At 67.7% G+C, this 22012-nt stretch carries 17 protein-coding genes and 1 pseudogene; 12 read left to right on the forward strand and 6 right to left on the reverse strand.

The features are described from left to right. From SM757_RS26030 to SM757_RS26040, 3 genes are all read right to left on the reverse strand, one after another. The coding region (locus tag SM757_RS26030; protein ID WP_322467621.1) for a hypothetical protein at window positions 1-212 on the reverse strand (212 nt) is incomplete at its 3' end. 8 nt (window positions 213-220) lie between these two features. Then, window positions 221-961: a response regulator transcription factor gene (locus SM757_RS26035; protein WP_322467622.1), complete on the reverse strand. Its 741-nt coding sequence runs from the start codon at window positions 959-961 to the stop codon at window positions 221-223. 223 nt (window positions 962-1184) lie between these two features. Further along, window positions 1185-3239, reverse strand: coding sequence for a sigma-54-dependent Fis family transcriptional regulator (locus tag SM757_RS26040; RefSeq protein WP_322467623.1), 2055 nt, complete (start codon window positions 3237-3239; stop codon window positions 1185-1187). Window positions 3240-3618: 379 nt separating this feature from the next. Between SM757_RS26040 and SM757_RS26045 the strand changes: the two genes are divergently transcribed. The 7 genes and pseudogenes from SM757_RS26045 (at window position 3619) to SM757_RS26075 (ending at window position 9648) form a co-directional block, all read left to right on the forward strand. Beyond that, window positions 3619-4671 carry an ATP-NAD kinase family protein gene (locus tag SM757_RS26045; protein ID WP_322467624.1) on the forward strand — a complete coding sequence of 351 codons (1053 nt, stop codon included), beginning with the start codon at window positions 3619-3621 and terminating at the stop codon, window positions 4669-4671. Between the two features lie 26 nt (window positions 4672-4697). Continuing rightward, window positions 4698-5681, forward strand: a complete 984-nt coding sequence (locus SM757_RS26050; RefSeq protein ID WP_066341861.1) for a thiamine pyrophosphate-dependent dehydrogenase E1 component subunit alpha — start codon at window positions 4698-4700, stop codon at window positions 5679-5681. A gap of 61 nt (window positions 5682-5742) precedes the next feature. Next, the gene (locus tag SM757_RS26055) at window positions 5743-6759 is read left to right on the forward strand and encodes an alpha-ketoacid dehydrogenase subunit beta (RefSeq protein WP_066341863.1); all 1017 of its coding nucleotides are present in this window, start codon (window positions 5743-5745) and stop codon (window positions 6757-6759) included. Further along, window positions 6759-7880, forward strand: coding sequence for an acetoin dehydrogenase dihydrolipoyllysine-residue acetyltransferase subunit (locus tag SM757_RS26060; RefSeq protein ID WP_066341865.1), 1122 nt, complete (start codon window positions 6759-6761; stop codon window positions 7878-7880). Before SM757_RS26055 ends, SM757_RS26060 begins: the two co-directional genes overlap by 1 nt. After that, window positions 7867-8628, forward strand: coding sequence for a lipoyl protein ligase domain-containing protein (locus tag SM757_RS26065; RefSeq protein WP_322467625.1), 762 nt, complete (start codon window positions 7867-7869; stop codon window positions 8626-8628). Before SM757_RS26060 ends, SM757_RS26065 begins: the two co-directional genes overlap by 14 nt. A gap of 37 nt (window positions 8629-8665) precedes the next feature. Next, window positions 8666-8836 (forward strand): annotated as a pseudogene (locus SM757_RS26070) (PAS domain-containing protein); the annotation flags it as partial. Window positions 8837-9147: 311 nt separating this feature from the next. Next, window positions 9148-9648 carry a methyl-accepting chemotaxis protein gene (locus SM757_RS26075; RefSeq protein ID WP_322467626.1) on the forward strand — a complete coding sequence of 167 codons (501 nt, stop codon included), beginning with the start codon at window positions 9148-9150 and terminating at the stop codon, window positions 9646-9648. 45 nt (window positions 9649-9693) lie between these two features. Here SM757_RS26075 and SM757_RS26080 read toward each other — a convergent pair whose 3' ends face one another. The 3 genes from SM757_RS26080 to SM757_RS26090 form a co-directional block, all read right to left on the reverse strand. Beyond that, window positions 9694-10083 carry a c-type cytochrome gene (locus tag SM757_RS26080; RefSeq protein ID WP_066336902.1) on the reverse strand — a complete coding sequence of 130 codons (390 nt, stop codon included), beginning with the start codon at window positions 10081-10083 and terminating at the stop codon, window positions 9694-9696. Window positions 10084-10206: 123 nt separating this feature from the next. After that, window positions 10207-11892: a pyrroloquinoline quinone-dependent dehydrogenase gene (locus SM757_RS26085; RefSeq protein ID WP_238455785.1), complete on the reverse strand. Its 1686-nt coding sequence runs from the start codon at window positions 11890-11892 to the stop codon at window positions 10207-10209. Between the two features lie 341 nt (window positions 11893-12233). Then, entirely contained in the window at window positions 12234-13532 is a 1299-nt protein-coding gene (locus tag SM757_RS26090; RefSeq protein ID WP_322467627.1) for a M16 family metallopeptidase, read from the reverse strand. Between the two features lie 196 nt (window positions 13533-13728). On the opposite strand from SM757_RS26090, the gene SM757_RS26095 reads away from it, so the two are divergent. From SM757_RS26095 to SM757_RS26115, 5 genes are all read left to right on the forward strand, one after another. Continuing rightward, window positions 13729-16935: a type VI secretion system Vgr family protein gene (locus SM757_RS26095; protein ID WP_322467628.1), complete on the forward strand. Its 3207-nt coding sequence runs from the start codon at window positions 13729-13731 to the stop codon at window positions 16933-16935. A 26-nt stretch (window positions 16936-16961) separates the two neighbouring features. Further along, window positions 16962-19085, forward strand: a complete 2124-nt coding sequence (locus SM757_RS26100; protein ID WP_322467629.1) for a glycoside hydrolase family protein — start codon at window positions 16962-16964, stop codon at window positions 19083-19085. A gap of 4 nt (window positions 19086-19089) precedes the next feature. Beyond that, window positions 19090-20070 carry a hypothetical protein gene (locus tag SM757_RS26105; protein ID WP_322467630.1) on the forward strand — a complete coding sequence of 327 codons (981 nt, stop codon included), beginning with the start codon at window positions 19090-19092 and terminating at the stop codon, window positions 20068-20070. A gap of 204 nt (window positions 20071-20274) precedes the next feature. Next, on the forward strand, window positions 20275-20751 hold the full coding sequence (locus SM757_RS26110) for a MarR family winged helix-turn-helix transcriptional regulator (RefSeq protein WP_322467631.1): 477 nt from the start codon (window positions 20275-20277) through the stop codon (window positions 20749-20751). Between the two features lie 71 nt (window positions 20752-20822). After that, window positions 20823-22007 carry a multidrug effflux MFS transporter gene (locus SM757_RS26115; protein ID WP_322467632.1) on the forward strand — a complete coding sequence of 395 codons (1185 nt, stop codon included), beginning with the start codon at window positions 20823-20825 and terminating at the stop codon, window positions 22005-22007. Window positions 22008-22012: the final 5 nt, after the last annotated feature.

Consider the following 22012-nt stretch of genomic DNA (forward strand, 5'->3'; position numbering starts at 1 on the left):
ATGTCGGCCACCGCCAGGTCGTACAGCCGCCGCTGCCGCGTGCGACGCTCCGGCCAGGGCTGGCGCGGCGCCTCGTCCGGCGTGCCATGGCCGTTCACGGCCACGTACACGCCGCGCCCGCCCGGCGGCGCGGGCACGCCGCCGGGCGGCGGCATGGCCGGTGCGCCGGAAGCAGCCCGCGACACCACCGTCACACCACGCAGCGGACCCATGCCGCGCCTCAGCGAAACAGGCTGATCAAATGCGACCGGGATTTCACGTCCAGCGCCAGCAACAGCGCCGAAACATAATTTTTGACCGTCCCCAGGGACAACGACATGCACTGGCTGATTTCCTGGTTCGCGCAACCGGACAAAACCAGCTCCAGAATTTCCAGATGCCGGGGCCCCAGCTCGGAAACCCGCTCATAAAGCGTGGAGCCGGTGAATTTCGGGAACAGTGCGCCCGCCGCGCAAACCGCCCCCTCGCGTTTGTCGGAGCGGGTTTGCAGCAGCGCACCCAGGGTGCGGCGCATGTCTTGCATCACCGCGCCCTTGTGCAGGTAGGCCACCGCGCCCAGCGCGCGCGCCTGGCGGACCACGAACTCGTCCTGCGTGCCGCTGAACACCGCCACGCGCGCCTCGGGATGGCACTGCACGAAGCGGCGCAGGCCCTGCAGCCCCTTGCTGTCGTGGAGGTTGAGGTCCAGCAGCACGGCGTCCACCGGCTCGTGGCGGGCGTACACCTCCAGCGCCTCCTCCAGCGACGCCGCCTCCAGCCAGGCGACCGGCACGCCGTCGATTTCCGCATACAGCGAGCGCAAGCCGCAGCGAATCAATTCATGGTCGTCCACCAGCAGAATTCGACGCGAAACCAGGCATTCGATTTTCACTTCCTGGATTTCCACCGCTCTTGGAATCCAGGAGGACTCGCTGACACATTGCATATCGTCCCCCAATCGAAAATGGCAAATACGCTGCAAGCCTTCGTTTATGGCACCGGAATTTATTTTCAAACTCCGACACGAAACGTTGGCAAGCTGAAAAACATTGTGTGGGATCGCAATATGTTTGCCATCTTCACAAGGAGCTGGCTCGCACGGGGGAGACGCCGGGCGTCGCACAAGGCGTGTGCCGCAAAACGGCGCCGGCCGGGCGCAGGGCCCGGCCGGACGGTGTCACTCGCGTGGGGGAGACGCGGGGGGCTCAGAGCTGGTTGGGCGGCGTGATGCCGTAGCGCTTCATCTGCCGGTAGATGGTGGCGCGGCACACGTTCAAGGCCTGCGCGCTGGCGGTGATGCTCCACTTGTGCCGGCGCAGCACCTGCAGCAGCTCGCGGGCGTGGGCGTCGTCGGCCAGGGCGTCGGCCTGCGGCGCCGCCTCGCCAGCGGGCGCCGGCAAGGCGGCCGTCGCGCCGAAGGGGACCGGCAAGCCCACCGGCGCCACGGGTGCCGCTGGCACCGGCAGGGCCTGCGCCGCACCCTGGGCAATCTCGGCCGGCAGCTCCGCGGGCGTGACCGGCTGCCCGCCCGCCAGCGCCAGCGCATAGCGCAGCGCGTTGCGCAGCTCGCGCACGTTGCCCGGCCAGCGGTGGGCCAGCAGCAGGCGCAGCGCCGCGTCCGTGAGGCTGGCGCCGGCGAAGTGCAGGCGCTGCGCCTCCTCGGCGAACACCGTTTCGACCAGGTAGCGCACGTCGCGGCGCTCGCGCAGCGGCGGCAGCCGCAGCACGGCGCCGCTCAGCCGGTAGTACAAGTCCTCGCGGAAGCTGCCGCGCTCGATGGCGCCGCGCAGGTCGCGGTGCGTGGCGGCGATGACGTTGAGCGTCACCGGCACGGGCTTGTCCGCGCCCAGGGGCAGCACTTCCGACTCCGACAGCACGCGCAGGAAGCGCGTCTGCAGGTGCAGCGGCATGTCGCCGATTTCGTCCAGGAACAGCGTGCCGCCGTCGGACTGCGCGATCAGCCCCTTCATGCCCTTGCTGCGCCCGCCGGTGAAGCTGCCCGGCGTGTAGCCGAACAGCTCACTCTCGATCAGCGACTCAGGGATGGAGGCGCAGTTCACCGCCACGAACGGTTTGCGCGCGCGGCTGCTGTGCTCGTGCAGCGCCTTGGCCAGCACCTCCTTGCCCGCACCGGTCTCGCCCTGGACGAGCAGCGTCACGCCGCTGTCCACCAGGCGGCCGGCCTGGTGGATGAGCTGCTGCATGGCCGGGTCGTCCCCGGCCAGGCGCTGCAGCGCGCTGCGGGGCGGCGCCGCCTCGGCCATCACGGTGGCCGGCGGCGGCATGCGCAGCACCGAGCCCGCGCGGGTGCGCGGCGGCACGACGCTGGGGAAGTAGCGCTGGCCGTGGTGCGGGAAGCGCGTGGCCACCTCCGGCGCGGCATGGCCGCGCGCCAGGCTCCACAGCGCCGAGGGGCTGATGTCCAGCAGATCGGTCAGCGGCGTGCCGACCAGGCCGCCGGCGTCGCGGTCGCCGCCCAGCGTCTGCCAGAACTGCCGCCGCGCGCCGGTGTTGGCGCCGACGATGAGGCCGTCCTCGTCGAAGGCCAGCATCAGCTCGCCGGAGACCTCCACCAGCCCGCGCACGCGCCCCAGGCGCAGGATCCAGCGGTCGCCGAAGGCGCGCAGGAAATTGGCGTCCTCGATCATCTGCGCGTACATGGTCGTGAGGTGCCACACCAGGTGCTGGCTGTCGCGCCCCGACGGCGAGGACAGGGCCGAGACGTCCAGCACGCCCAGCAGCGCCCCGTCCGGCGCGTACAGCGGCGAGGAGGTGCAGGTCAGGCCGATGTGCGTGGCGTCGAAGTGCTCCTCGCGGTGGCAGGTGATGGTGGTGCGCTCCATCAGGCAGGTGCCCACGCCGCAGGTGCCCGCGTGCGCCTCGTTCCAGTCCGCGCCCACGTACAGGCCCGCGCGCTTGAGCTGCGGCTCGGTGGCGGGGTTGCCGATGTAGTCCACGGCGATGCCGTCGGCGTCGGTGAGCAGCAGCATGTAGCCCAGGTCCGCGACGCGGTGGAACATGTCCTCCATGCCGGCGCGGGCCACGCGAAGAAAGCCTTCCATGCGCTGGCGGTGCTCGCGCACCGCCGCGGAGGGCAGGATGCGCGCCGGCGTGGGCCGCGTCGGGTCCAGCCCGTGCTGCGTCATGCAGCGCGTCCAGGATTTGTGGAACAGCGAATCCGCCGCGGCGCGTTCGCGCGTGGCGCCCGTGCCAACGGCGATCACGTTGTCGATGTGGCGGGTCATCAAGGCATCGGCCATGTTCTTGTCTCCTCGTGCCGGCCGCTTCGCTGATCGTTGCGTTGCGGTCGTGCTGCTGGTGCACGGGGCCGTGTAAAGCCCGCATGGCGGCTGGCGCCGGGCTGGAATCATGGCCAGCGCGGGCCGGGCTGAAAACAGCAATAACCCCGACTTGAACGCAGTCCCTTGCGACGCACGGCTCACGGGTGTCGCAGCGCCATGCGACAGGTGTCGCATGCGCCGCCCTCCCCTGCGACACACGGCCGCCCCGCCCCGGCGACACGCCCGCCGCCGAGGGCGCCATGGGCCGTTTTCGCCCGCCGGCAGGCCGTTTTCCGGACATGGCATAGGCCTTGCAGTTAAGCCCTCCGCCAGTGTTGCGGAGTCCAGGCGAATGTCGATGCGGTCCAGTCAGAACAGCGATGAGGTGTGCGTGGGGATCATTGCCAACCCGGTGTCGGCCCGCGACATCCGGCGCGTGATCGCCAATGCCAGCAACCTGCAGATCGCCGAGCGCGTGAGCATCGTGCTGCGGCTCATGAGCACCCTGAAGTCGCTGGGCGTGGGCCGCGTGCTGGTGATGCCCGACAAGGCCGGCATTCGTGCGCTGCTCAACCGTCACCTGCAGCGCGAGCGGCCGGACGCGGACCTCTTCCCCGCCGTCGAGTTCCTGGACATGGACGTGACGTCCACGGTGGAAGACACCTTCACCGCCGCGCGGCTCATGCGCCGGCGCGGCGTGCGCGCCCTCATCGTGCTGGGCGGCGACGGCACGCACCGCGCCGTGGTGCGCGAGGTGGCGGACGTGCCCATCGCGGGCCTGTCCACCGGCACCAACAACGCCTTCCCCGAGCTGCGCGAACCCACGCTGGTGGCCATGGCCGTGGCGCTGCACGCCACGGGCCGCATCCCGGCCGAGCACGCGCTGGCCTGGAACAAGCTGCTGGAGGTCAGCATCGACGGACCCAACGGCAGCCGCCGCGACATCGCGCTGGTGGACGCCGTCATCTCCACCGAGCGCTGCATCGGCGCGCGCGCCGTGTGGAAGACCGACCAGCTCACCGCGGCCTATCTCACCTTCGCCGACCCCACGGCCATCGGCCTGTCGGCCATCGGCGGGCTGCTCATGCCCGTGGACCGGCGCGAGCCGCGCGGCCTGGCCGTGCAGCTCGCCAGCGACGGACACGCCAAGCGGCTGGACCTGCGCGCGCCCATCGCGCCGGGGATGCTGCTGGACGTGCCCATCTCCAGCTGGACGGCCATGCCGCCGGACGAGCCCTTCGAGGTGCGCCACGCCGGCGGCATCGTGGCCCTGGACGGCGAACGCGAGCTCCCCTTCGATTCCGGCGAGCGCGTGCGGCTGACGCTGCGCGTGAACGCCTTCCCCACGGTGGACATCCCCCGCAGCCTGCACTTCGCGGCGCGGCAGGGGCTGCTGCACACCGTTTCCTAAGCAACCTTCCACAGGAGGCAAGAACCATGGCTGTGAACCCCTTCCCGCTGGAGCGGCAGGCGCTGCTGCAGTGCTACCGGACCATGCGCACCATCCGAGAGTTCGAAGAGCGGCTGCACGTGGACTTCGGCCGCGGCGACATTCCCGGCTTCGTGCACCTTTACGCCGGCGAAGAAGCCACGGCGGTGGGCATCATGAGCCACCTGGGCGACGGCGACCGCATCGCCAGCACCCACCGCGGCCACGGCCACTGCATCGCCAAGGGCGTGGACGTGGTGGCGATGATGAAGGAGATCTACGGACGCAAGGGCGGCGCCTGCAACGGCAAGGGCGGCTCCATGCACATCGCCGACCTCTCCAAGGGGATGATGGGCGCCAACGGCATCCTCGGCGCGGGCGCGCCGCTGGTGTGCGGCGCGGCGCTGGCGGCCAAGTACCGCAAGAGCGGCGAAGTGGCCATCTGCTTCGTGGGCGACGGCGCCTCCAACCAGGGCACCTTCCTGGAGAGCCTGAACCTCGCGGCGGTGTGGAACCTGCCGGCGCTCTTCGTGATCGAGAACAATGGCTACGCCGAGTCCACCTCGCGCGACTACGGCACGGCCGTGGACAGCTACGTGGACCGCGCCAGCGGCTTCGGCATGCCCGGCGTCACCGTGGACGGCACCGACTTCTTCGCCGTGCACGAGGCCGCCGGCGAGATCATCAAGCGCGCCCGCGAAGGCGGCGGCCCCGCCCTGCTCGAATGCAAGATGGTGCGCTTCTACGGCCACTTCGAGGGCGACGCCCAGACCTACCGCGCCCCGGGCGAGCTCGATGACATCCGCAACAACCGCGACTGCCTGCGCAAGTTCGCGGCCGAGGTCACGGGCGCCGGCATCCTCACCGCCGACGAGCTACAGGCCGTGGACCACGAGGTGCTGGGCCTGATCGAGGACGCCGTGCGCCAGGCCAAGGCCGCGCCGCTGCCCACCGCCGCCGACCTGCTCACCGACGTGTACGTCAAGTACTGAGCACGGCGCGCGCCTTCACATCACAAGCATCAATTTCAGCCATCCAGCCAGGAGACAGGACATGGCCAGGAAGATTTCACTCAAGCAGGCCGTCAACGAGGCCATAGACCAGGAAATGGCCCGCGACCCGTCGGTCATCATGTTGGGCGAGGACATCGTCGGCGGCGCCGGCGCCGAGGGCGAGATGGACGCCTGGGGCGGCGTGCTCGGCGTCACCAAGGGCCTCTACGCCAAGTACGGCGACCGGCTGCTAGACACGCCGCTGTCCGAGAGCGCCTACGTGGGCGCCGCGATTGGCGCGGCCTCCTGCGGCATGCGGCCAATAGCCGAGCTCATGTTCATCGACTTCATGGGCGTGTGCTTCGACCAGATCTTCAACCAGGCGGCGAAGTTCAAGTACATGTTCGGCGGCAAGGCCGAGACGCCCGTCGTGATCCGCGCCATGGTGGGCGCGGGCTTCCGCGCCGCGGCGCAGCACTCGCAGATGCTCACGCCGGTGTTCACGCACATCCCGGGCCTGAAGGTCGTGTGCCCGAGCACGCCCTATGACACCAAGGGCCTGCTGATCCAGTCCATACGCGACAACGACCCGGTCATCTTCTGCGAGCACAAGAACCTGTACGCGCTCGAAGGCGAGGTGCCGGAAGCCTCCTACGCCATCCCGTTCGGCGAGGCCAACGTGGTGCGCGAGGGCGAGCACGTCTCCATCGTGACCTACGGCCTCATGGTGCACCGCTCGCTGGAAGCCGCCGCGGCGCTGGCCAAGGAAGGCGTGGAAGCCGAGGTCATCGACCTGCGCACCCTCTCGCCGCTGGACATGGACACCGTGCTGGAGAGCGTGGAGCGCACCGGGCGCCTGGTGTGCGTGGACGAGGCCAGCCCGCGCTGCAACATCGCCACCGACATCGCCGCACAGGTCGCCATGCAGGCCTTCGGCGCGCTCAAGGGGCCCATCGAGCTGGTCTCGCCCCCGCACGTTCCCGTTCCCTTCTCACCCACGCTGGAGGACCTCTACATCCCCAGCGCCGCTCAAATCGCCGACGCCGTGCGTCGCACGCTCAAAGGAGGTAAGCGCTGATGGCTGCTGCTGGCATCACTCCCATCGTCATGCCCAAGTGGGGCCTGTCGATGAAGGAAGGCACCGTCATGTCCTGGCTGGTGGAGGAAGGCGACGAGATCACCGTCGGCAAGCCCATCCTGGAGGTGGAGACCGACAAGATCGCCAACGCGGTGGAGGCGCCGGACCCCGGCGTGCTGCGCCGCAAGGTGGCGCAGGCCGGCGAGCTGCTGCCGGTCAAGGCGCTGCTGGGCGTGATGGCGCCGGCCGAGGTGTCGGACGCGGACATCGACGCCTATGTCGCCGCGTATGAGACGCCCTCGGCCGACGGGGAGGACGCGGACGACGCCGCGCCCGCCTATGCCTGGACGACGGTGGACGGCATCCGCGTGCGCTACGCACGCCGGGGTGCTGCCGGCGGCACGCCCGTGCTGTTCATCCACGGCTACGGCGGCGACCTGGACAACTGGCTGTTCAACATCGACGCCGTGGGCGAGGTCGCGCCCGTCATCGCGCTGGACCTGCCCGGCCACGGCCAGTCCGACGCCAAGCTGCCGGGCACCAGCCTGGCCGCGCTGGCGGACTTCACCGCCCGCTTCCTGGACGCGGTGGACGTGCCCCAGGTGCACGCCGTGGGCCACTCCATGGGCGGCGCCGTCGCCGCGCAACTGGCGCTGGCGCACCCGGCACGCGTGGCCTCGGTCGCCTTGATTGCACCGGCCGGCCTGGGCGAGGACCTCAACCACGGCTACACCGAAGGCTTCGCCACGGCCGCCTCGCGGCGCGAGCTCAAACCCGTGCTGGAGCAGCTCTTCAACGACCCGGCGCTGGTGAGCCGGCAGATGGTGGACGACGTGCTCAAGTACAAGCGGCTCGATGGCGTGGAGCCGCTGCTGCTGTCGCTGAGCCGGGGCCTGTTCCCGGACGGGCGCCAGGCGGCGCGGCCGGGGCTGGAGCTGGGCTCGACCGGCAAACCGGTGCTGGTGGTGTGGGGGACGGAAGACCGCATCGTCCCCGCCGCCCATGCGCAGCACGCGCCCCCGGGCGCCACGGTGGAGCGCTTCGAAGGCGCGGGCCACATGGTGCAGATGGAGCGCGCCAGCGACGTCAACCGGCTGCTGCGCCGGCATGTGGGCGGCTGAAGGCACGGCCCTTCCCGAGGCGGCCGGCGGGCCGCCTCGGCCCGGCTTCGCGCTGCTGCCCACCGCCGGCACGCAGGACGACCTCGCCCTGGAGCAGCGGCTGCTGGACCAGGCCGCCGAGGGCGGCGCCTTCGCCGCGGTGTGGGAATGCCACCCCGCGCTGGTGGTGCCGCCCACCTACCGGCGCTTCGAGCGTTTCGAGGCCCTGTGCGAGCGCTCGGCGGCCGAGGGCTGGCCGGTGGCCGTGCGCCGCTCCGGCGGCGGGCTGGTGCCGCAGGGGCCGGGCATGGTCAACCTGAGCCTGGCCTGGCGCACCCCCGCGCGCCTGTCCGATGCCATGGAGCCCGTCTACCTGGGCCTGTGCGCGCTGCTGCAGCACGCCTTCGACGGCTTCGGCGTGCAGGCGCGGGCACAAGCCGTGGAAGGGTCGTTTTGCGACGGCCGCTTCAACCTCGCGCTGGACGGCCGCAAGGCCGTGGGCACGGCGCAGTACTGGAAGCGGATCAGCGCCACCGAGCACGTCGTCCTGGCCCACGCCTGCGTGCTGGTGGAAGCCGACCTGGCGCTGCTCGTGCACCGGGCCAACGCCTTCGAGGCGCGCCTGGGCAGCGACAAGCAGTACAGCGTGGACGCGGTGGCCAACCTCGCGGACTGCGCGAGCGCGGCGCCGACGGCGCCCGCGCTGTCGGCCTGCAGCTTCTCGCAGCGGCTGGCGCAGGCCGCCGCACAGGCGCCGCTGCCGTGCTGAGCCCCGGGAGCGCATCACCCATTGCAACCACGCCTTCGTGAAGGTCCGCGGCTACGAGTACGACGAGCTCATAGGCCGGCCGCACAGCCTGGTGCGCCACCCCGACATGCCGCCGCTGGCCTTTGCCGACATGTGGGCCACCATAGGCCGCGGGCGGCCCTGGAGCGGCGTGGTGAAGAACCGCCGCAAGAACGGCGACCACCACTGGGTGCCGGCCAACGCCACCCCGGTGCTGGAGGGCGGCAAGCCCGCGGGCTACATGTCCGTGCGGCTCAAGCCCACGCGCCAGCAGGTGCAGGAGGCCGGGCAGCTCTACGCCCGGCTGGCGGCCGAGCAGGCGGCGGGCCGCCCAAGCATCAAGCTGCATGCGGGGGCGGTGCGCCGAGTGGGCTGGCGCGACCTGCCGGCGCGGCTGCACCGCCTGGGCCTGACGCAGCGCATGGCGCTGGGCCTGTCGGCGCTGGTCCTGGGCAGTGCGGCCGTGCCGGCGGCGGCCGGCTTGCCCGCGGCGGCGCCTCGGTGGACAACATCGTCAAGACGATGGCCGACATCATCGGCACCATCGAAGGCATTGCCTTCCAGACCAACATCCTGGCGCTCAACGCAGCGGTGGAATCGGCGCGCGCGGGCGAGCAGGGTCGCGGCTTCGCGGTGGTGGCCTCCGAGGTGCAGGCGCTGGCCCAGCGCAGCGCGGTGGCCGCCAAGGAAATCCACGAGCTCATCAACGCCGCCTCCGCCCAGGTCGAGGCGGGCGTGCACCGGGTGCGCGAGGCCGGCGGCACGCTGGGCGAGGTGGTCGGCTCGGTGCAGCGCGTGGCCTCGCTGGCCGACCACATCTGCAGCACGGCCCAGGAGCAGTCCGGCTGCATCGCCCAGATCAACGAGGCCGTGGCGCACATCGACGCCGCCACCCAGCAAAACGCCGCCCTGGTGGAGCAGACGGCCGCGGCCTGCGAGGCCTTGAAGCGGCGCGCTGGCACACTGGTGCGCGCGGTGCAGGCGTTTCGCGTGGCGGCGTGAGCCGCGCGCACGGCCTTTGGGCCCTGCCGCGGCCCCGGGGTGTGGCTAGGGCGCCGGTTGCGTGGACAGCCAGTTCAGGTAGGACACCAGCTCCCAGATCTGCTCCGGCGTGAACGCCTTGCCCCAGGGCGGCATGATGTCGGCGCCGCGCCGGCCCTCGGTGATGGTCTGGAAGGCGGCGGCGGGCACGAAGTCGCTGCGGCCCTTGAAGCTGGGCGCGCGCCCGCCCACGCCTTCGCTGCCGTGGCAGTAGGCGGCGCAGGTGGCGCCAAAGCGCGTCTTGCCGGCTTCTATGCGCGCCGGGTCGGTGAGCGCGAAGGGCGGCTCGGCCGCACGCGCGGTCGGCGCGGCCAGCGCGCCCAGGCACAGCAGCGCCCAGCCCAGGCGGGCCTGCGAGGCACGGGAAACACGGGAAGCAAGCGGTTTTCGGGTCATGGTGATGCTCGCGCGTCAGAAAAAAAGACGGAGGGCAGCCGCCAGGAACCCGGCCGCCCTCCCCAACGGCGGCACCAAAGGCGCCGCCGGCATGCGCTCGGTGATGGAAGCCCGCAGCGCGCGTCAGTCCACCGTGAAGGCGATGAGCGCGGCGCCGCCGGGCAGGTCGCGTATCTGCGGGAAGGCGCCGGTGAGGAAGCCCGGAGCGTGCGAGCCCAGGCCCGTCGGGATCACGATGTACTGCTTGCCCTTGACGGCGTAGCTGATGGGGCCGCCGCGCGCGCCGGAGCCGGCGTTGAAGCTCCACAACTGCTTGCCGTTGTCGGCGTCGAAGGCGTAGAGCTGGCCGTGCATGTCGCCCGTGAACACCAGCCCGCCCGCGGTGGCCAGCGCCGAGCTCAGCGGCGGCATGTCAAACCGCACCTTCCACGCCTGCTTGCCCGTGAGCGGGTCGAAGGCGCCCAGCCAGCCGTCGGCCTTCTTGCCCGGCGGGTTGGTCAGCGTGATCTCCGACAGGCCCAGCGACAGCATGCCCACCGCCGGCACCTCGCCCTGCTTGGCGCTGGTGACGGTGTTGCACACCTCCATGCCGTGCGAGTACCACAGCTTGGTGTTGGGGTTGTAGGCGCCGTGGTTCCAGCTGCGGGCACCCAGCAGGTTGGGGCAGTGCAGCTTCTGCTTGGAGGTCTCCGGGTACACGGGGTCTATGGGCAGGCCGGTCTTGGGGTCCACGCCCTTGGCCCAGTTCATGTTCTCGGTGTACTGCCAGACGTTGCGTATGGAACCATCGCTGGGGTTCATCACGTACACGAAGCCGTTCTTGTTCAGGTGCACCAGCGACTGCCCGCCCTTGCCGTCGGGCACCAGCAGCGCCTCGTAGGCGGCGTCGAAGTCCCAGGTGTCGTTGGGCACTTCCTGGCGGTGCCACTTCACCTTGCCGGTCTTGGGCTCCAGCGCCAGCAGCGTGGCGGTGTAGAGGTTGTCGCCCAAGCGGTCGTCGCGGTTGAAGTCGGGCGCGGCGTTGCTGGTGCCGATGTAGATGGTGTCGGTGGCGGGGTCGTAGGTGCCGGGCAGCCAGGCCGAGCCGCCGCCCTTCTTGCGGCTGTCGCCGGGCCAGCTCTTGGGGTCGTCGCGCGGCACCTCGAAGGTCCAGGCGCGCTCGCCGGTGTCGGCGTTGACCGCGTAGATCTTGCCTATGGTGGGCTGGTCGCCGCCCGTGGTGCCGCCGAAGAGGATGTTGCCCGCGAGCTGCGGCGGCGAGGAGAACAGCGCGCCGTACTCGTTCTTCATGTCCGACAGTTGCGTGGACCACAGCTGCTTGCCCGTCTTCTGGTCCAGCGCGATGAAGCGCCCGTCCAGCGAGCCGATGAACACCTTGCCGCGGCCCACGGTCACGCCGCGGCTGGCCGAGCCGTAGAACACCTCCTTGACGATGGGGTCCAGCTTGGGCGTGTAGCGCCACAGCACCTGGCCGCTGGCCGCGTCCAGCGCGAAGACGTTGTTGTCGGCAGCGATGGAGTAGAGCACCCCGTCCACCACGATGGGCGTGGCCTGCAGGCCGTGGGTGATGGTGCCGGGCTGGTGGATCCAGGCCACGTGCAGCTTGCCGACGTTGCGCTTGTCGATCTGCTGCAGCGGGCTGAAGCGCCAGGCGTTGGAGCTGCGGTGGTACTGCGGCCAGTTGTCGGGGTCGTCGAAGCCGGGGCCGCTGCCCGCGCCCTGGGCCGTCCCCACGGCCATCACCAGACCCAGGGCGGCCAGCGCCCCCATGTGCTTGCAGCGCAGCGCGCCAAGGTTTGTGTTGTTCACGGTCGTCTCCTGGAAATCGTCGTTCGTCACTGGGATCGCGAGCGGCATCGATCAGTGGCCGCCGGAGCCGTTTCCGCAGCTTCCATGCCAAGCCGCCCGGCACGCGCGCCGCCCCCGTGCGACAGGGCAAGGCACCGGGGAAAACACGGACTCGGCGGCCGCGACAGGTGTTGCACGGCAGCCGTCGCGGGCCGCGACATCTGTCGCAGCGGCCGTCGCCGCGCGGCTTGGTTGCGCCGCGCACGCACCGTGGCCGATTGCTGGAGACAAACCCACAGCGCCCCCGAGTCGTTATTCCCGCGAAGGCGGGAATGACGAGGTGGGGTGCGAAACGCCTTGGCTCAGCCCAGCCCCTCCTGTAGCGCCTCCATCACCTCCCCCACCTTCGCCCGGCTGGCCAGCCCAATGGCCGGCGCGGCGCGCAGCATGGTCTCGAACACCGCGCGCACCTGCTCGGCCGTCACGGCCTCGATCTGCGCCACCGCCTCGTCCGCCCCGATGAGCCGGCCGTGGACGAAAAGCTGCTCGGCAGCGGCCTCTATCGCGCTGAAGGGCCGCTCCTGCTTGTGCACGGCCTGCACCAGCAGCTGGTTGCGCGCGCGCTCCAGTTGCAGCGCGTCCACGCCCGCGGCCTGCGCCTTGAGCAGCCGGCCCACGGTGCGCAGGTACTCCATCAGCTTGTCCGGCTGGGTGATGGCGTCCACGATCAGCAGCCCGTGCACGTCGCTGGTCTCGGCCTCGCTGGCCACGTGGTAGGCCAGGCCCAGGCGCTCGCGCACCTGGTCCACCAGCGGGGCGCTCATGCCGCCGCCAAACAGCGTGGCGGCCAGCACGCCGGCCTGGTGGCCGTCCTTCATGGTGGGCAGCGGCAGCCCAATGGAGCTGTAGACCTGCGAGATGCCCGCGCGGCGGCGCGACTGCAGCCCGCCCACGTGCGCCACGGTTTCAACCGGCGCCGCCTCGCCGCGCGGCACGTGGCCGAAGAGCTCTTCGGCCAGCGCCTGCATCTCGGCCGCGTTCACGGCGCCCCCGGCGGCCACGACGAGATTGGCGCCCGTGTAGTGCCGGCCCACGTAGTCCACGAGGTCCTCGCGCGTGATGCGCTCGATGTGCCGGCGCGTGCCGATGATGGGCCACGCCAGCGGCTGCTTGCCGTAGGCGGCCACGTCCAGCAGTTGCGACACGACCGACTGCGGGTCCTCCTCGTACTCGACGAGCTCCTGCAGCAGCACGTCGCGCTCGCGCGCGATCTCGTCCTCGGGGAAGGTGCTCTGCAGCACCACGTCGGCCAGCATGGCCAGCATGCGCGGCGCGTCGCGGCCTAAACCGTTGAGGTAGTAAACGGTGGTGTCCTTGGACGTGTAGGCATTCATGTCGGCGCCGATGCGCTCGGCGTCCAGGTTGATCGCCTGCACGTCGCGCGTGGCCGTGCCCTTGAAGGCCATGTGCTCCAGGAAATGCGAGATGCCGTTGAGCTTCGCGCTCTCGTTGCGCGAGCCGGTGCGGACGAACACCGCCACGCTGGCGCTGCGCAGGTGCGGCAGCGGCACGGTGACGACGCGCACGCCGTTGTCCAGGGTGGCGAGCTCGGCCGCGGGCAGCGCGGCGGCCGGGGAAATGAAGGAGTCGGTCTTGATCACCCGCGGATTGTCTCCTCGGCGCGACAGCCGGCGCCGCCGCAGGGCTGCAGCAGCCGGCTCAGGGATCGCCGCAATACCCAGTAACAACTGATCCCCCAAACTTGCGGGCCAGGGGCCTTGCCAGGAATGGAAGTCGGCTTTGCCGGGTTGGGCACGGTTGCAAGCAGCAGTCATCGCCACGCGGGGGAGACCGGACGTGCGACTGAAAGCCAGCGGCAGTACCCCATTGGGCGGCTTCACCCAGGCCACGCGGCTCGTTCGCCTGCACACGCCATTGGGCGCCGACGCCCTGGTGGCCGAGGACCTGGAAGTCTGGGAATGCGTGGGCCCGCGCAACGGTCCCGCGCTGGGCGACACGCCCGCCGGCGACTGGAGCGACGGCCTGCAGCCCTGGGCGCTGGACGCCCGCCTGGGCCCGGCCCGCGCCGGGCTGCGCGTGGTGGTGCACGCGCTGTCCCCCGACGCCGCCCTGCCCGTGGACGAGTTGCTGGGCCGCCCCGCCCTGGCGGAGCTGCTGTGCCAGGACGGCGCGCCCAACCCACACCCCTGGCATGCCCACGTCGTGGCCGCCTCGCGCCTGGGCTGCGACGGCGGATTCACCCTTTACCGCCTGGTGCTGGAGCCCTGGCTGGCGCTGCTCGCGCACCGCAGCGACGCGTGGGCCTTCCAGGACATGAGCGTGCCCCAGGTGCTGGAGGCCGTCTTCACGCGCCGGCTGGACGGCGGCGAGCTCGCCCCGGCCTGGCGCTGGAATCTGCAGGACCCGCACGCCTACCCGCGCCGCAGCCTGTGCGTGCAGCACGGCCAGAGCGACCTGGATTTCATCCAGCGCCTGATGCGCGAGGAGGGCCTGTTTTGCTGGTGGGAGCACGCGGGCGACGCATCGGCCCTCACGCTGGGCCGGCACACGCTGGTGATCGCGGACCACAACGGCGCCTTCACGCCCAACGTGCAGCCGCGCGTGCGCTTCACGCAAAGCGGCCAGCCCTTCCCCGAAGACAGCCTCACGCGCTGGCGCGACGGCGCGGGCGTGGCCGCGTCCGCCCTGCACCAGCGCAGCCGCGACTACCGCAGCCTGGACGCCCGCCCGGTGCGCGCGGCCACGGGCGCGCCGTCGCTGCCGGGATTGACGCTCGCCGACACGCCCGGCCCCTATGCCTGGGAGGACGCCGCGCAAGGCCAGCGCGTCTGCGCGCGCCAGGCCCAGGCGCTGCGCGCCGCACGCGCCCTCTCGCACGGGCGCGGGCCCTGGCGGCGCGCGCAGGCGGGCACGTGCTTCACCTTGGCCGACCACCCGCGCCACGACGGCAGCGACGCGCAGCGCGACGGCTTCGTCGTCCTGGCCGCGCAGCATCGGGCCCGCAACAACGTCCACGCCGACCGCCGCGCGCGCTTTCCCTCGCTGGACGCGTGGTTCGCGCCGCCCCCCGCCGCCGAAGCCGACGAGGAGGAAGCGCCGCTGCACGAAGCCTCCCTGCTGGCGCAGCCGCTGGCACGGCCGGTGCGGCTGTCCGACGCCGGGCCGGCCGCGCCCGCCGGCGGCTTCATCGGCCTGGCCCCCGCGCCGGACCCGTTGCCGTCGCTGGCCGGCCACGACACGGCGCTTCTCACCGCCCCCTGCCCGCTGCACAGCCTCACGCCGCCGGACGTGCGCCTGAACCGCGTGCCCACGGCAGCCGGCGTGCAGAGCGCGCTGGTGACGGGCGACGGCGGCCCCGTCTTCACCGACCGCGACGCCCGCGTGCGCGTGCAGTTCCACTGGCAGCGCGGCAGCCGGGGCAGCCATCGCTTGCCGCACCCCGGCGGCCAGGACAACGCGCCGGGCACGGCCGCCAGCTCCACCTGGGTGCGCGTGGGCCAGTCGCACGCCGGCTTCAACCATGGCGCGCTGTTCCTGCCGCGGGTGGGGCATGAAGTGCTGGTGGCCTTCGTCGGCGGCGACGTGGAGCGCCCCGTGGTGCTGGGCGCGCTCTACAACGGCCGGGGGCAGCGCGACGCCGCGGGCAACGAGGTGCACAGCGGCGTCACCGGCACATCGGCCTGCGCGCCGCCGTGGTTCCCCGGCGCCGCGCGCAACGGCCCGCACCAGGGCCACGCGCACGGGGCGGTACTGGCGGGCCACCGCAGCCAGTCCCTGGACGAAAGCGCCACCGGCTTGGGCGGCTGGACCCAGCTCGTGATGGACGACAGCGCGGGCGCGGGCCGCGTGGAGCTGGCCACCAGCCGCGCGGCGACGCGGCTGCAGTTGGGCGCCCTGCTGCACCAGCAGGGCAATGAGCGCCTGGCCCCGCGCGGCCAAGGCCTGTCGCTGGACAGCGAGGCCCACGGCGCGCTGCGCGCGGGCTCCGGCTTGTTGATCAGCGCCCACGCCACGCCGGACAGCACGGGCCACGGCCAGCAGATGGACGTGCGCGCCCCGCTGGACGACCTCCGGCGCGCACAGGAGAAGCTGGAAAAGCTCGCCGAATCGGCCCAGGCGCACGGCGCGAAGCTGGCGGACGAGTCACCCGGAAAGCCGCTGCCCGTGGCGCGGGCGCTGAAGGCGCTGGCCGAGAGCCTGGCAGCCACGCGCGACAGCGGCGGTGCCTGGGGCGCCGCAAAGGGCGAGTCGCCCGGCGGCCTGGGTACGGTGGCCGCATGGCGGCGGCCGGAACTGGTCTTGGCGGCGCCCGCGGGCGTAGGCGTGTTCACTCCGGCGGCGGCGGTGTTCAGCGCGGCCGAGACGTCCAGCGTCGTCACCGGGCAGGACATGCACCTGCTGGCCGGCGGCAACCATGTGCTGGCCGCGCGCAGCGGCGTGGTGCTCTACACCTTCGGCCGCGCGGCGGATGACCAGCGGCCGAACCCGGAAATCGGCATCGCCATGCACGCCGCCACGGGCAGCGTGCACGCCAGCGCCAACACCGGCGCGGCGCGGCTGGCGGCCAGCGGGCAGGTGGAAGTGGCGAGCACGCAAGGAAACGTGGAAATTGGTTCGCCGCTGGGCGTGCTGCTGGCGGCGGCGGGGGCGGCCTTGAAACTTGGCAAGGGCGCTATCGAGGTAATTGCGCCGGGGGCGGTGAAATTACGGGCTGGGTTGAAGGATTTTAGGGGGCCGGCAGCCGCTCAACTGCCTGCCGTCAAGCTGCCGGCCAGTGGCTTGGTTTTCCCGAACAAATTCAGTGGCCGGCTGGACCTCTACGAATATTTCGTGAAACACGAATTCAAGGACGTGCGCTACGCCGCGCGGCTGGACAGCGGCCATTTCGTTGAAGGCTCGCTGGACGAACATGGCCGATCGCCTCAGCTTTATTCCGAAAAATCGGCAGAACTGGAAATCCTGGCCGGCCAGACCAAACCGCAGTGGGACTTGATTTTTGACCACGACGATGCGGACTCTTTTCGCTCAAGCGAGGGCCGTTGAAACCATCAATACCACACGGACCCACCATGAACCGACCGCTCATTGATGAAGACTTTGAAAACAGCAAGGTGCGCATCAAGTTGGTGGACCCCACTGGCCGCGCCATCGGCAAGCTCAAGTACCAGGTCAAGCAGGGAAAAAAGACGATATTGCAAGGCGAGACGGATCAGGATGGAAGAATCAAGGAATTTCTTTCCAGGATAGGTGCGCCACTTTCCATCAACGTCGAGCGCTTCACAACCAAGGACATGAAGTGCATACGCGAGGTAACGCCTTGGACAGAGATATTCTCCGTCATCCTGGTCAGCGGGAAAGTCAAAGAAAAGATGCCACTGGAGCCGAACGAGGGGAATTCGGGAAGCTACCGGCGCAAAACGTATATCGTCCGGGCCGGCGACACGCTGGGCGCCATTGCTCGCTGCAACGGGACAACTGCGAAGGAAATAGCTGCACTCAACAATATGGAGGTCGAGACGATCATACATCCCGGTCAAATCTTGAAGCTGCCTGTGCTAGAACAAGCAGGCACGGCAAGCAAAACGGCGCCGTCCCCGGCAAAGACAAAACCACAATCTCAGCCGGAAAGCCGGCATCCTCCCATTTCCAGCACGCCGCCAACTCCACCAAAAGAAGAAAAACCTGTCCCGATCCAAAAGTCTCCAAATCCTGAAGAAAACAAAAATCCCACTGCAGCGGACACTCAAACTACACAATCTCGTGGAGAAAACGGGTCACCCAAGACAACGGCCAGCTTGACCTGTCCTGGGGCTTGCATCAAGGTGGGAGACAAAGGTCCGCTGGTGGAAGAGATCAACATTCGTTTAACCGGATTTGGCGGAACCGCATCTGATTCAATTCCTTTAAATATATTCACAAACAAAACCAAAGCAGCAGTCATGCAATTTCAAACGGATTACATGGGCACAGTCGCGACAGGCAAAGTGTGCGGACTCACTTTAGCAGCAATTGATGCGCTCCGAATTCAATTTCCAATTGACATAGCAACCATGAAATGTCGATGCAACCATTGCAGTGGCTTTGGTCACGAATTTACTGACTCATCCGAAGCAAAAATATTCTCAAACAAGGAAAAAACAAAATATATTGAAGGAACAGAGTACCCAGGGATTCATCGTGCTCTTCTATGGGCACTACGCGCCGCCATTTTTTACTTAGAATCAACCAGTAAATGCCCCGGGTATAAATTTCTCAAAATATCTTCTGGATATCGATGCTGGCACGACAATGCATTGCATGCTCGCACAACAACAAACCACATGGGAAACGCACTTGACATACAATTCAACAAAAAAGAAACAACTACAAGGTGCGCCGAACATGATATTGAAACCATACGATCCAAAATATTCATTAAATATCTGGGCGCTCAACTTGGCTGGACGGAGAGCAACAAGCTCTCCTTGGAGTCAGCAAAAGATGGAGCCACCAGTTGGGTACATGTGGATGTTCGACAATATGAACAACAATACAAAGCATCCCGCTATTACGCCACAACACAATCTTCGGCTGATGGTGACTCAATGCTGGACATCGCTCAAAGAGAAAATCGATTGGCTTTACTCTGCTGCAGCGGCATTGACGCAATCAAACGCCCTTTTGCATCGACACAGGCAGCGTCCGAAAGTGGAATTGAAAAGCGACTTGATATTTCCACTCTTTCAGTATCACAGAAGGGAATTTATTTTATTAAAGCTTGGGAACAATGCAAACTTCAGGCCTACAACGACTCCAGAGGGTATTGCACGATCGGTTGGGGCCGAGTGATTGATTTTCAAAAATGCGAAACCCTGAATACGAGAGAAAACTCAAGAAAATATAATTTAGAAATTACTCAAATTGAGGCAGAAAAATTATTTCTTGAGGACATAGAGAAAACACAAACCATTATCAAATCAAAAATTCAAGTGCCGCTTTTTCAGCACGAATACGATGCCTTGGCAAGCTTAATTTTCAATATTGGTTCATTCAAAAAATGCCCAATACTGCTGTCAAAACTTAACACAAAGGATTACAACGGCTGCTGCGATGAGTTTGCCGATATAACAAACAACAGCACCCCAGGATTAATCGCTCGACGTAACGGCGAGATGAAGTTATTTCGCAACAATTTTTATAACACCACACACTAAAACCATGAAAGCCACCAAATATGCGCTGATTTCTGGACTTACCGCGGTCTGCGTCAGCACGTGCTCAGCGGAAACTTTGGACGGGATGTGGAATATTTACGAAGTTCTGGACTACGAAAATTTAACCACCAAGCCTGCACGAACTCAAACATCAACAATACAAATAAGCAACGAAACCATCTCTATATCACCCACCTGCAAGGCAAAGATTTATAAGGAAGTTTACAGAGCAGATCTTCCATTCCAACTCTTGCTGAAGTCGGGCGAAAGAGAAGAAGATATTAATCGATTTTTTATGAAACACTTTGGATTTGAACCAAATAAAATGACAACGTACTATCATATAAATCAATCCAATATTTGCAATCATTTGGGAAATGACATAATTTTCGCAAATGAAAAACTAATAATTATCACTGGCGGACCAATCCTTAACGTTTTTACAAGGTCAACATCTCGATCAACTGCCACAGCACCCAACCCTCAATCCATACTTCCTCAAAACTTGAAGGCCACTCCACTTCCGTTCAAGAGCGCTGACTATATGGAGCATTGCGCGGGCAATTTACCCAAAAGAAGAGGCATTCCTCAACTTACAATAAGCTGTTCACCTTCATTCTTCCCATACATCGCCTCCAAAGAGAGCAAGGATTCCGTCAGTAAAGCCATAGGAAGCCATAATTATTTTTCCTCAGGCGGCAGAAACGGGACAGATGATTACAACAACCCTGTATCAAATGGGCTTCATCCTCTCTTTGTTGTATTCCCGCCATTAGGCGACGTAATTCTCGCACGTGTAGACGACCTCGAACGTACGGAATCCCGCGACGTCACCAGCACCGCTTACATATCAATCAAAAACAACAAAGTAATTGATCAACTTAACGACGGCTGCGACTTTAGCGAAGAATATATGTGCAGCACTTCCGGGCACAACCGGAAGTATCAACTCACCAGAAGCGGGCAATTCGTAGAATTGAAATAGACAACACGAATTCTGACAAAGCCAAGCGGTTTCATTAAAATATTGCACACACAACACAGGCGGTTTTTCCAAAGAACCGTCCTGAAAATCCGTTTGCCTGTTGGGTGTTTTAGAACATCCCAGTCCACACGCGCTGTATTGCCGCCCCCCGCATCCCAAGCCTGCCTGCCCTTCAGGCCTTTCCTACGCAAGCTATTATTTAGCATGCAAACAATCGATGATCCCCTGCGCCAGCTCACCCGGGGCCTGCTGCGGCTGTCGCGCGGCTACCGTGCGGCGGCGGACCGGGTGGCGGCGCAGTTCGGCCTGTCGCACGCCACCGCTTGGGCCGTGGTCGTGATCCACCGCGCCCCCGAGGGCGCACGCCCCGGCGCCGTGGCCGAGGCGCTGGAAATCGAGCCCTCCTCGCTCGTGCGCCTCATGGACCAGCTCGTGGCCGCCGGGCTCGTCCAGCGCGAGGACGACCCCGCCGACCGCCGCGCCAAGCGGCTGCGCCTCACCGCCGCCGGGCTGGACATCGCCCAGCAACTGGAAGACGCCCTCGTCCTGCTGCGCCGCCGCCTTCTGGGCGACGTGGAGCCGGCCGACCTCCACGCCACGCTGCGCGTGCTCGCCGCGCTGGACACCGCCCTCGCCCACGAGGCCGGCCAGGCGACGCCCGCCGACACCGCCACGCCCTGAGCCGCGCACCGCGCTTGGCCTTCTTCCGTTCAACCGCAGCGCCGGCCGCGCCCCCGAGCGGCCACCACCCCATGAAGTTCCCTGCAAACCGCGTCGCCCCGCCGCTGTGGCTGCTGGTGCTGGTCACCTTCAGCGGCACGCTGGCCATGCACATGTTCGTCCCCGCGCTGCCGCTGGTGGCGCGCGAGCTGCACGCCACCACGGCGGCGGCGCAACTGAGCATCAGCCTCTACATCCTGGGCCTGGCGCTGGGCCAGCTCGTCTACGGCCCGCTGTCCGACCGCTGGGGGCGCCGGCCAACGCTGCTGGCCGGGCTGTCGCTCTACACCGCCGCGGCAGCGCTGTGCCTGGCCGCGCCCAACGTGCACACGCTGCTGGCCGGTCGGCTGCTGCAGGCGCTGGGCGGCTGCGCGGGGCTGTTGCTGGCGCGCGCCATCGTCCGCGACACCTCCGACGCGCAGCAGACCCTGCAGCGCCTGGCCACGCTGGGCCTCATCACGCTCATAGGCCCGGGCGTGGCGCCGCTGCTCGGCGCCGTAGTGGTGTTGCACGCGGGCTGGCGCTGGGTGTGCGCCTGCTTCGTGGCCCTGGGCGCGGTGGCGCTGGCCGCCGTGGCGCTGCGCCTGCCGGAGACGCGCCCGGCCGTGGCCGCGCAGCCCCGGCGCGGCTCCCTGCTGGCTGACGCGCGCGTGCTGCTGCGCTCGCGCGACTTCGTCGCCTGCGCGTTGGGCGGGGGCTGTTCGACGACGGCCTTCTACGCCTTCGTGGCCGCCGCGCCCTTCATCTTCGTGGAGCGGCTGCACCGCCCGCTGCACGAGGTGGGGCTGTACCTGATGGCGCCGGTGGTGGGCATGTCGCTGGGCAATTTCGCCGCGTCACGACTGGCGCCGCGCGTGGCGCCGCTCGGCCTCATGCGCTGCGGCGCCACGCTCAGCCTCGCCTGCGCGCTGGCGCTGCTGGCGGCCCTGGCCCTGGCGCAGCCGCCGGCCTGGGCCGTGGCCGCGGTGATGGGCGTGCACGCCGCGGGCGCGGGCCTCACCAGCCCGGCCGTCTCCACGCGGGCGCTGAGCGTGGACCCGCGCCTCACCGGCTCGGCCGCCGGGCTCTACGGCTTCACGCAAATGGCCATCGGCGCGCTGTGCAGCGCCCTGGCCGGCCTGGGCACGGACCACGGCGTGGCCGCCGCGCTGGTGCTGGTGGGCGCCGGGGCAGTGGCGCAGACGGCGTTCCGCCTGGGCCTGCGCACGCCCGCCTGAACGAC

It is taken from the genome of Azohydromonas lata (genome assembly GCF_034427735.1).
In the GTDB taxonomy this organism is placed as follows: domain Bacteria; phylum Pseudomonadota; class Gammaproteobacteria; order Burkholderiales; family Burkholderiaceae_C; genus Azohydromonas; species Azohydromonas lata.

Excerpts from the sequence above, each read along its gene's own strand:
- SM757_RS26105 (WP_322467630.1), top strand. The coding sequence starts at position 19,090 with ATGAAAGCCACCAAATATGCGCTGATTTCTGGACTTACCGCGGTCTGC.
- SM757_RS26110 (WP_322467631.1), top strand. The coding sequence starts at position 20,275 with ATGCAAACAATCGATGATCCCCTGCGCCAGCTCACCCGGGGCCTGCTG.
- SM757_RS26065 (WP_322467625.1), top strand. The coding sequence starts at position 7,867 with ATGTGGGCGGCTGAAGGCACGGCCCTTCCCGAGGCGGCCGGCGGGCCG.
- SM757_RS26100 (WP_322467629.1), top strand. The coding sequence starts at position 16,962 with ATGAACCGACCGCTCATTGATGAAGACTTTGAAAACAGCAAGGTGCGC.
- SM757_RS26045 (WP_322467624.1), top strand. The coding sequence starts at position 3,619 with ATGCGGTCCAGTCAGAACAGCGATGAGGTGTGCGTGGGGATCATTGCC.
- SM757_RS26060 (WP_066341865.1), top strand. The coding sequence starts at position 6,759 with ATGGCTGCTGCTGGCATCACTCCCATCGTCATGCCCAAGTGGGGCCTG.
- SM757_RS26050 (WP_066341861.1), top strand. The coding sequence starts at position 4,698 with ATGGCTGTGAACCCCTTCCCGCTGGAGCGGCAGGCGCTGCTGCAGTGC.
- SM757_RS26115 (WP_322467632.1), top strand. The coding sequence starts at position 20,823 with ATGAAGTTCCCTGCAAACCGCGTCGCCCCGCCGCTGTGGCTGCTGGTG.
- SM757_RS26040 (WP_322467623.1), bottom strand. The coding sequence starts at position 3,239 with ATGGCCGATGCCTTGATGACCCGCCACATCGACAACGTGATCGCCGTT.
- SM757_RS26055 (WP_066341863.1), top strand. The coding sequence starts at position 5,743 with ATGGCCAGGAAGATTTCACTCAAGCAGGCCGTCAACGAGGCCATAGAC.
- SM757_RS26080 (WP_066336902.1), bottom strand. The coding sequence starts at position 10,083 with ATGACCCGAAAACCGCTTGCTTCCCGTGTTTCCCGTGCCTCGCAGGCC.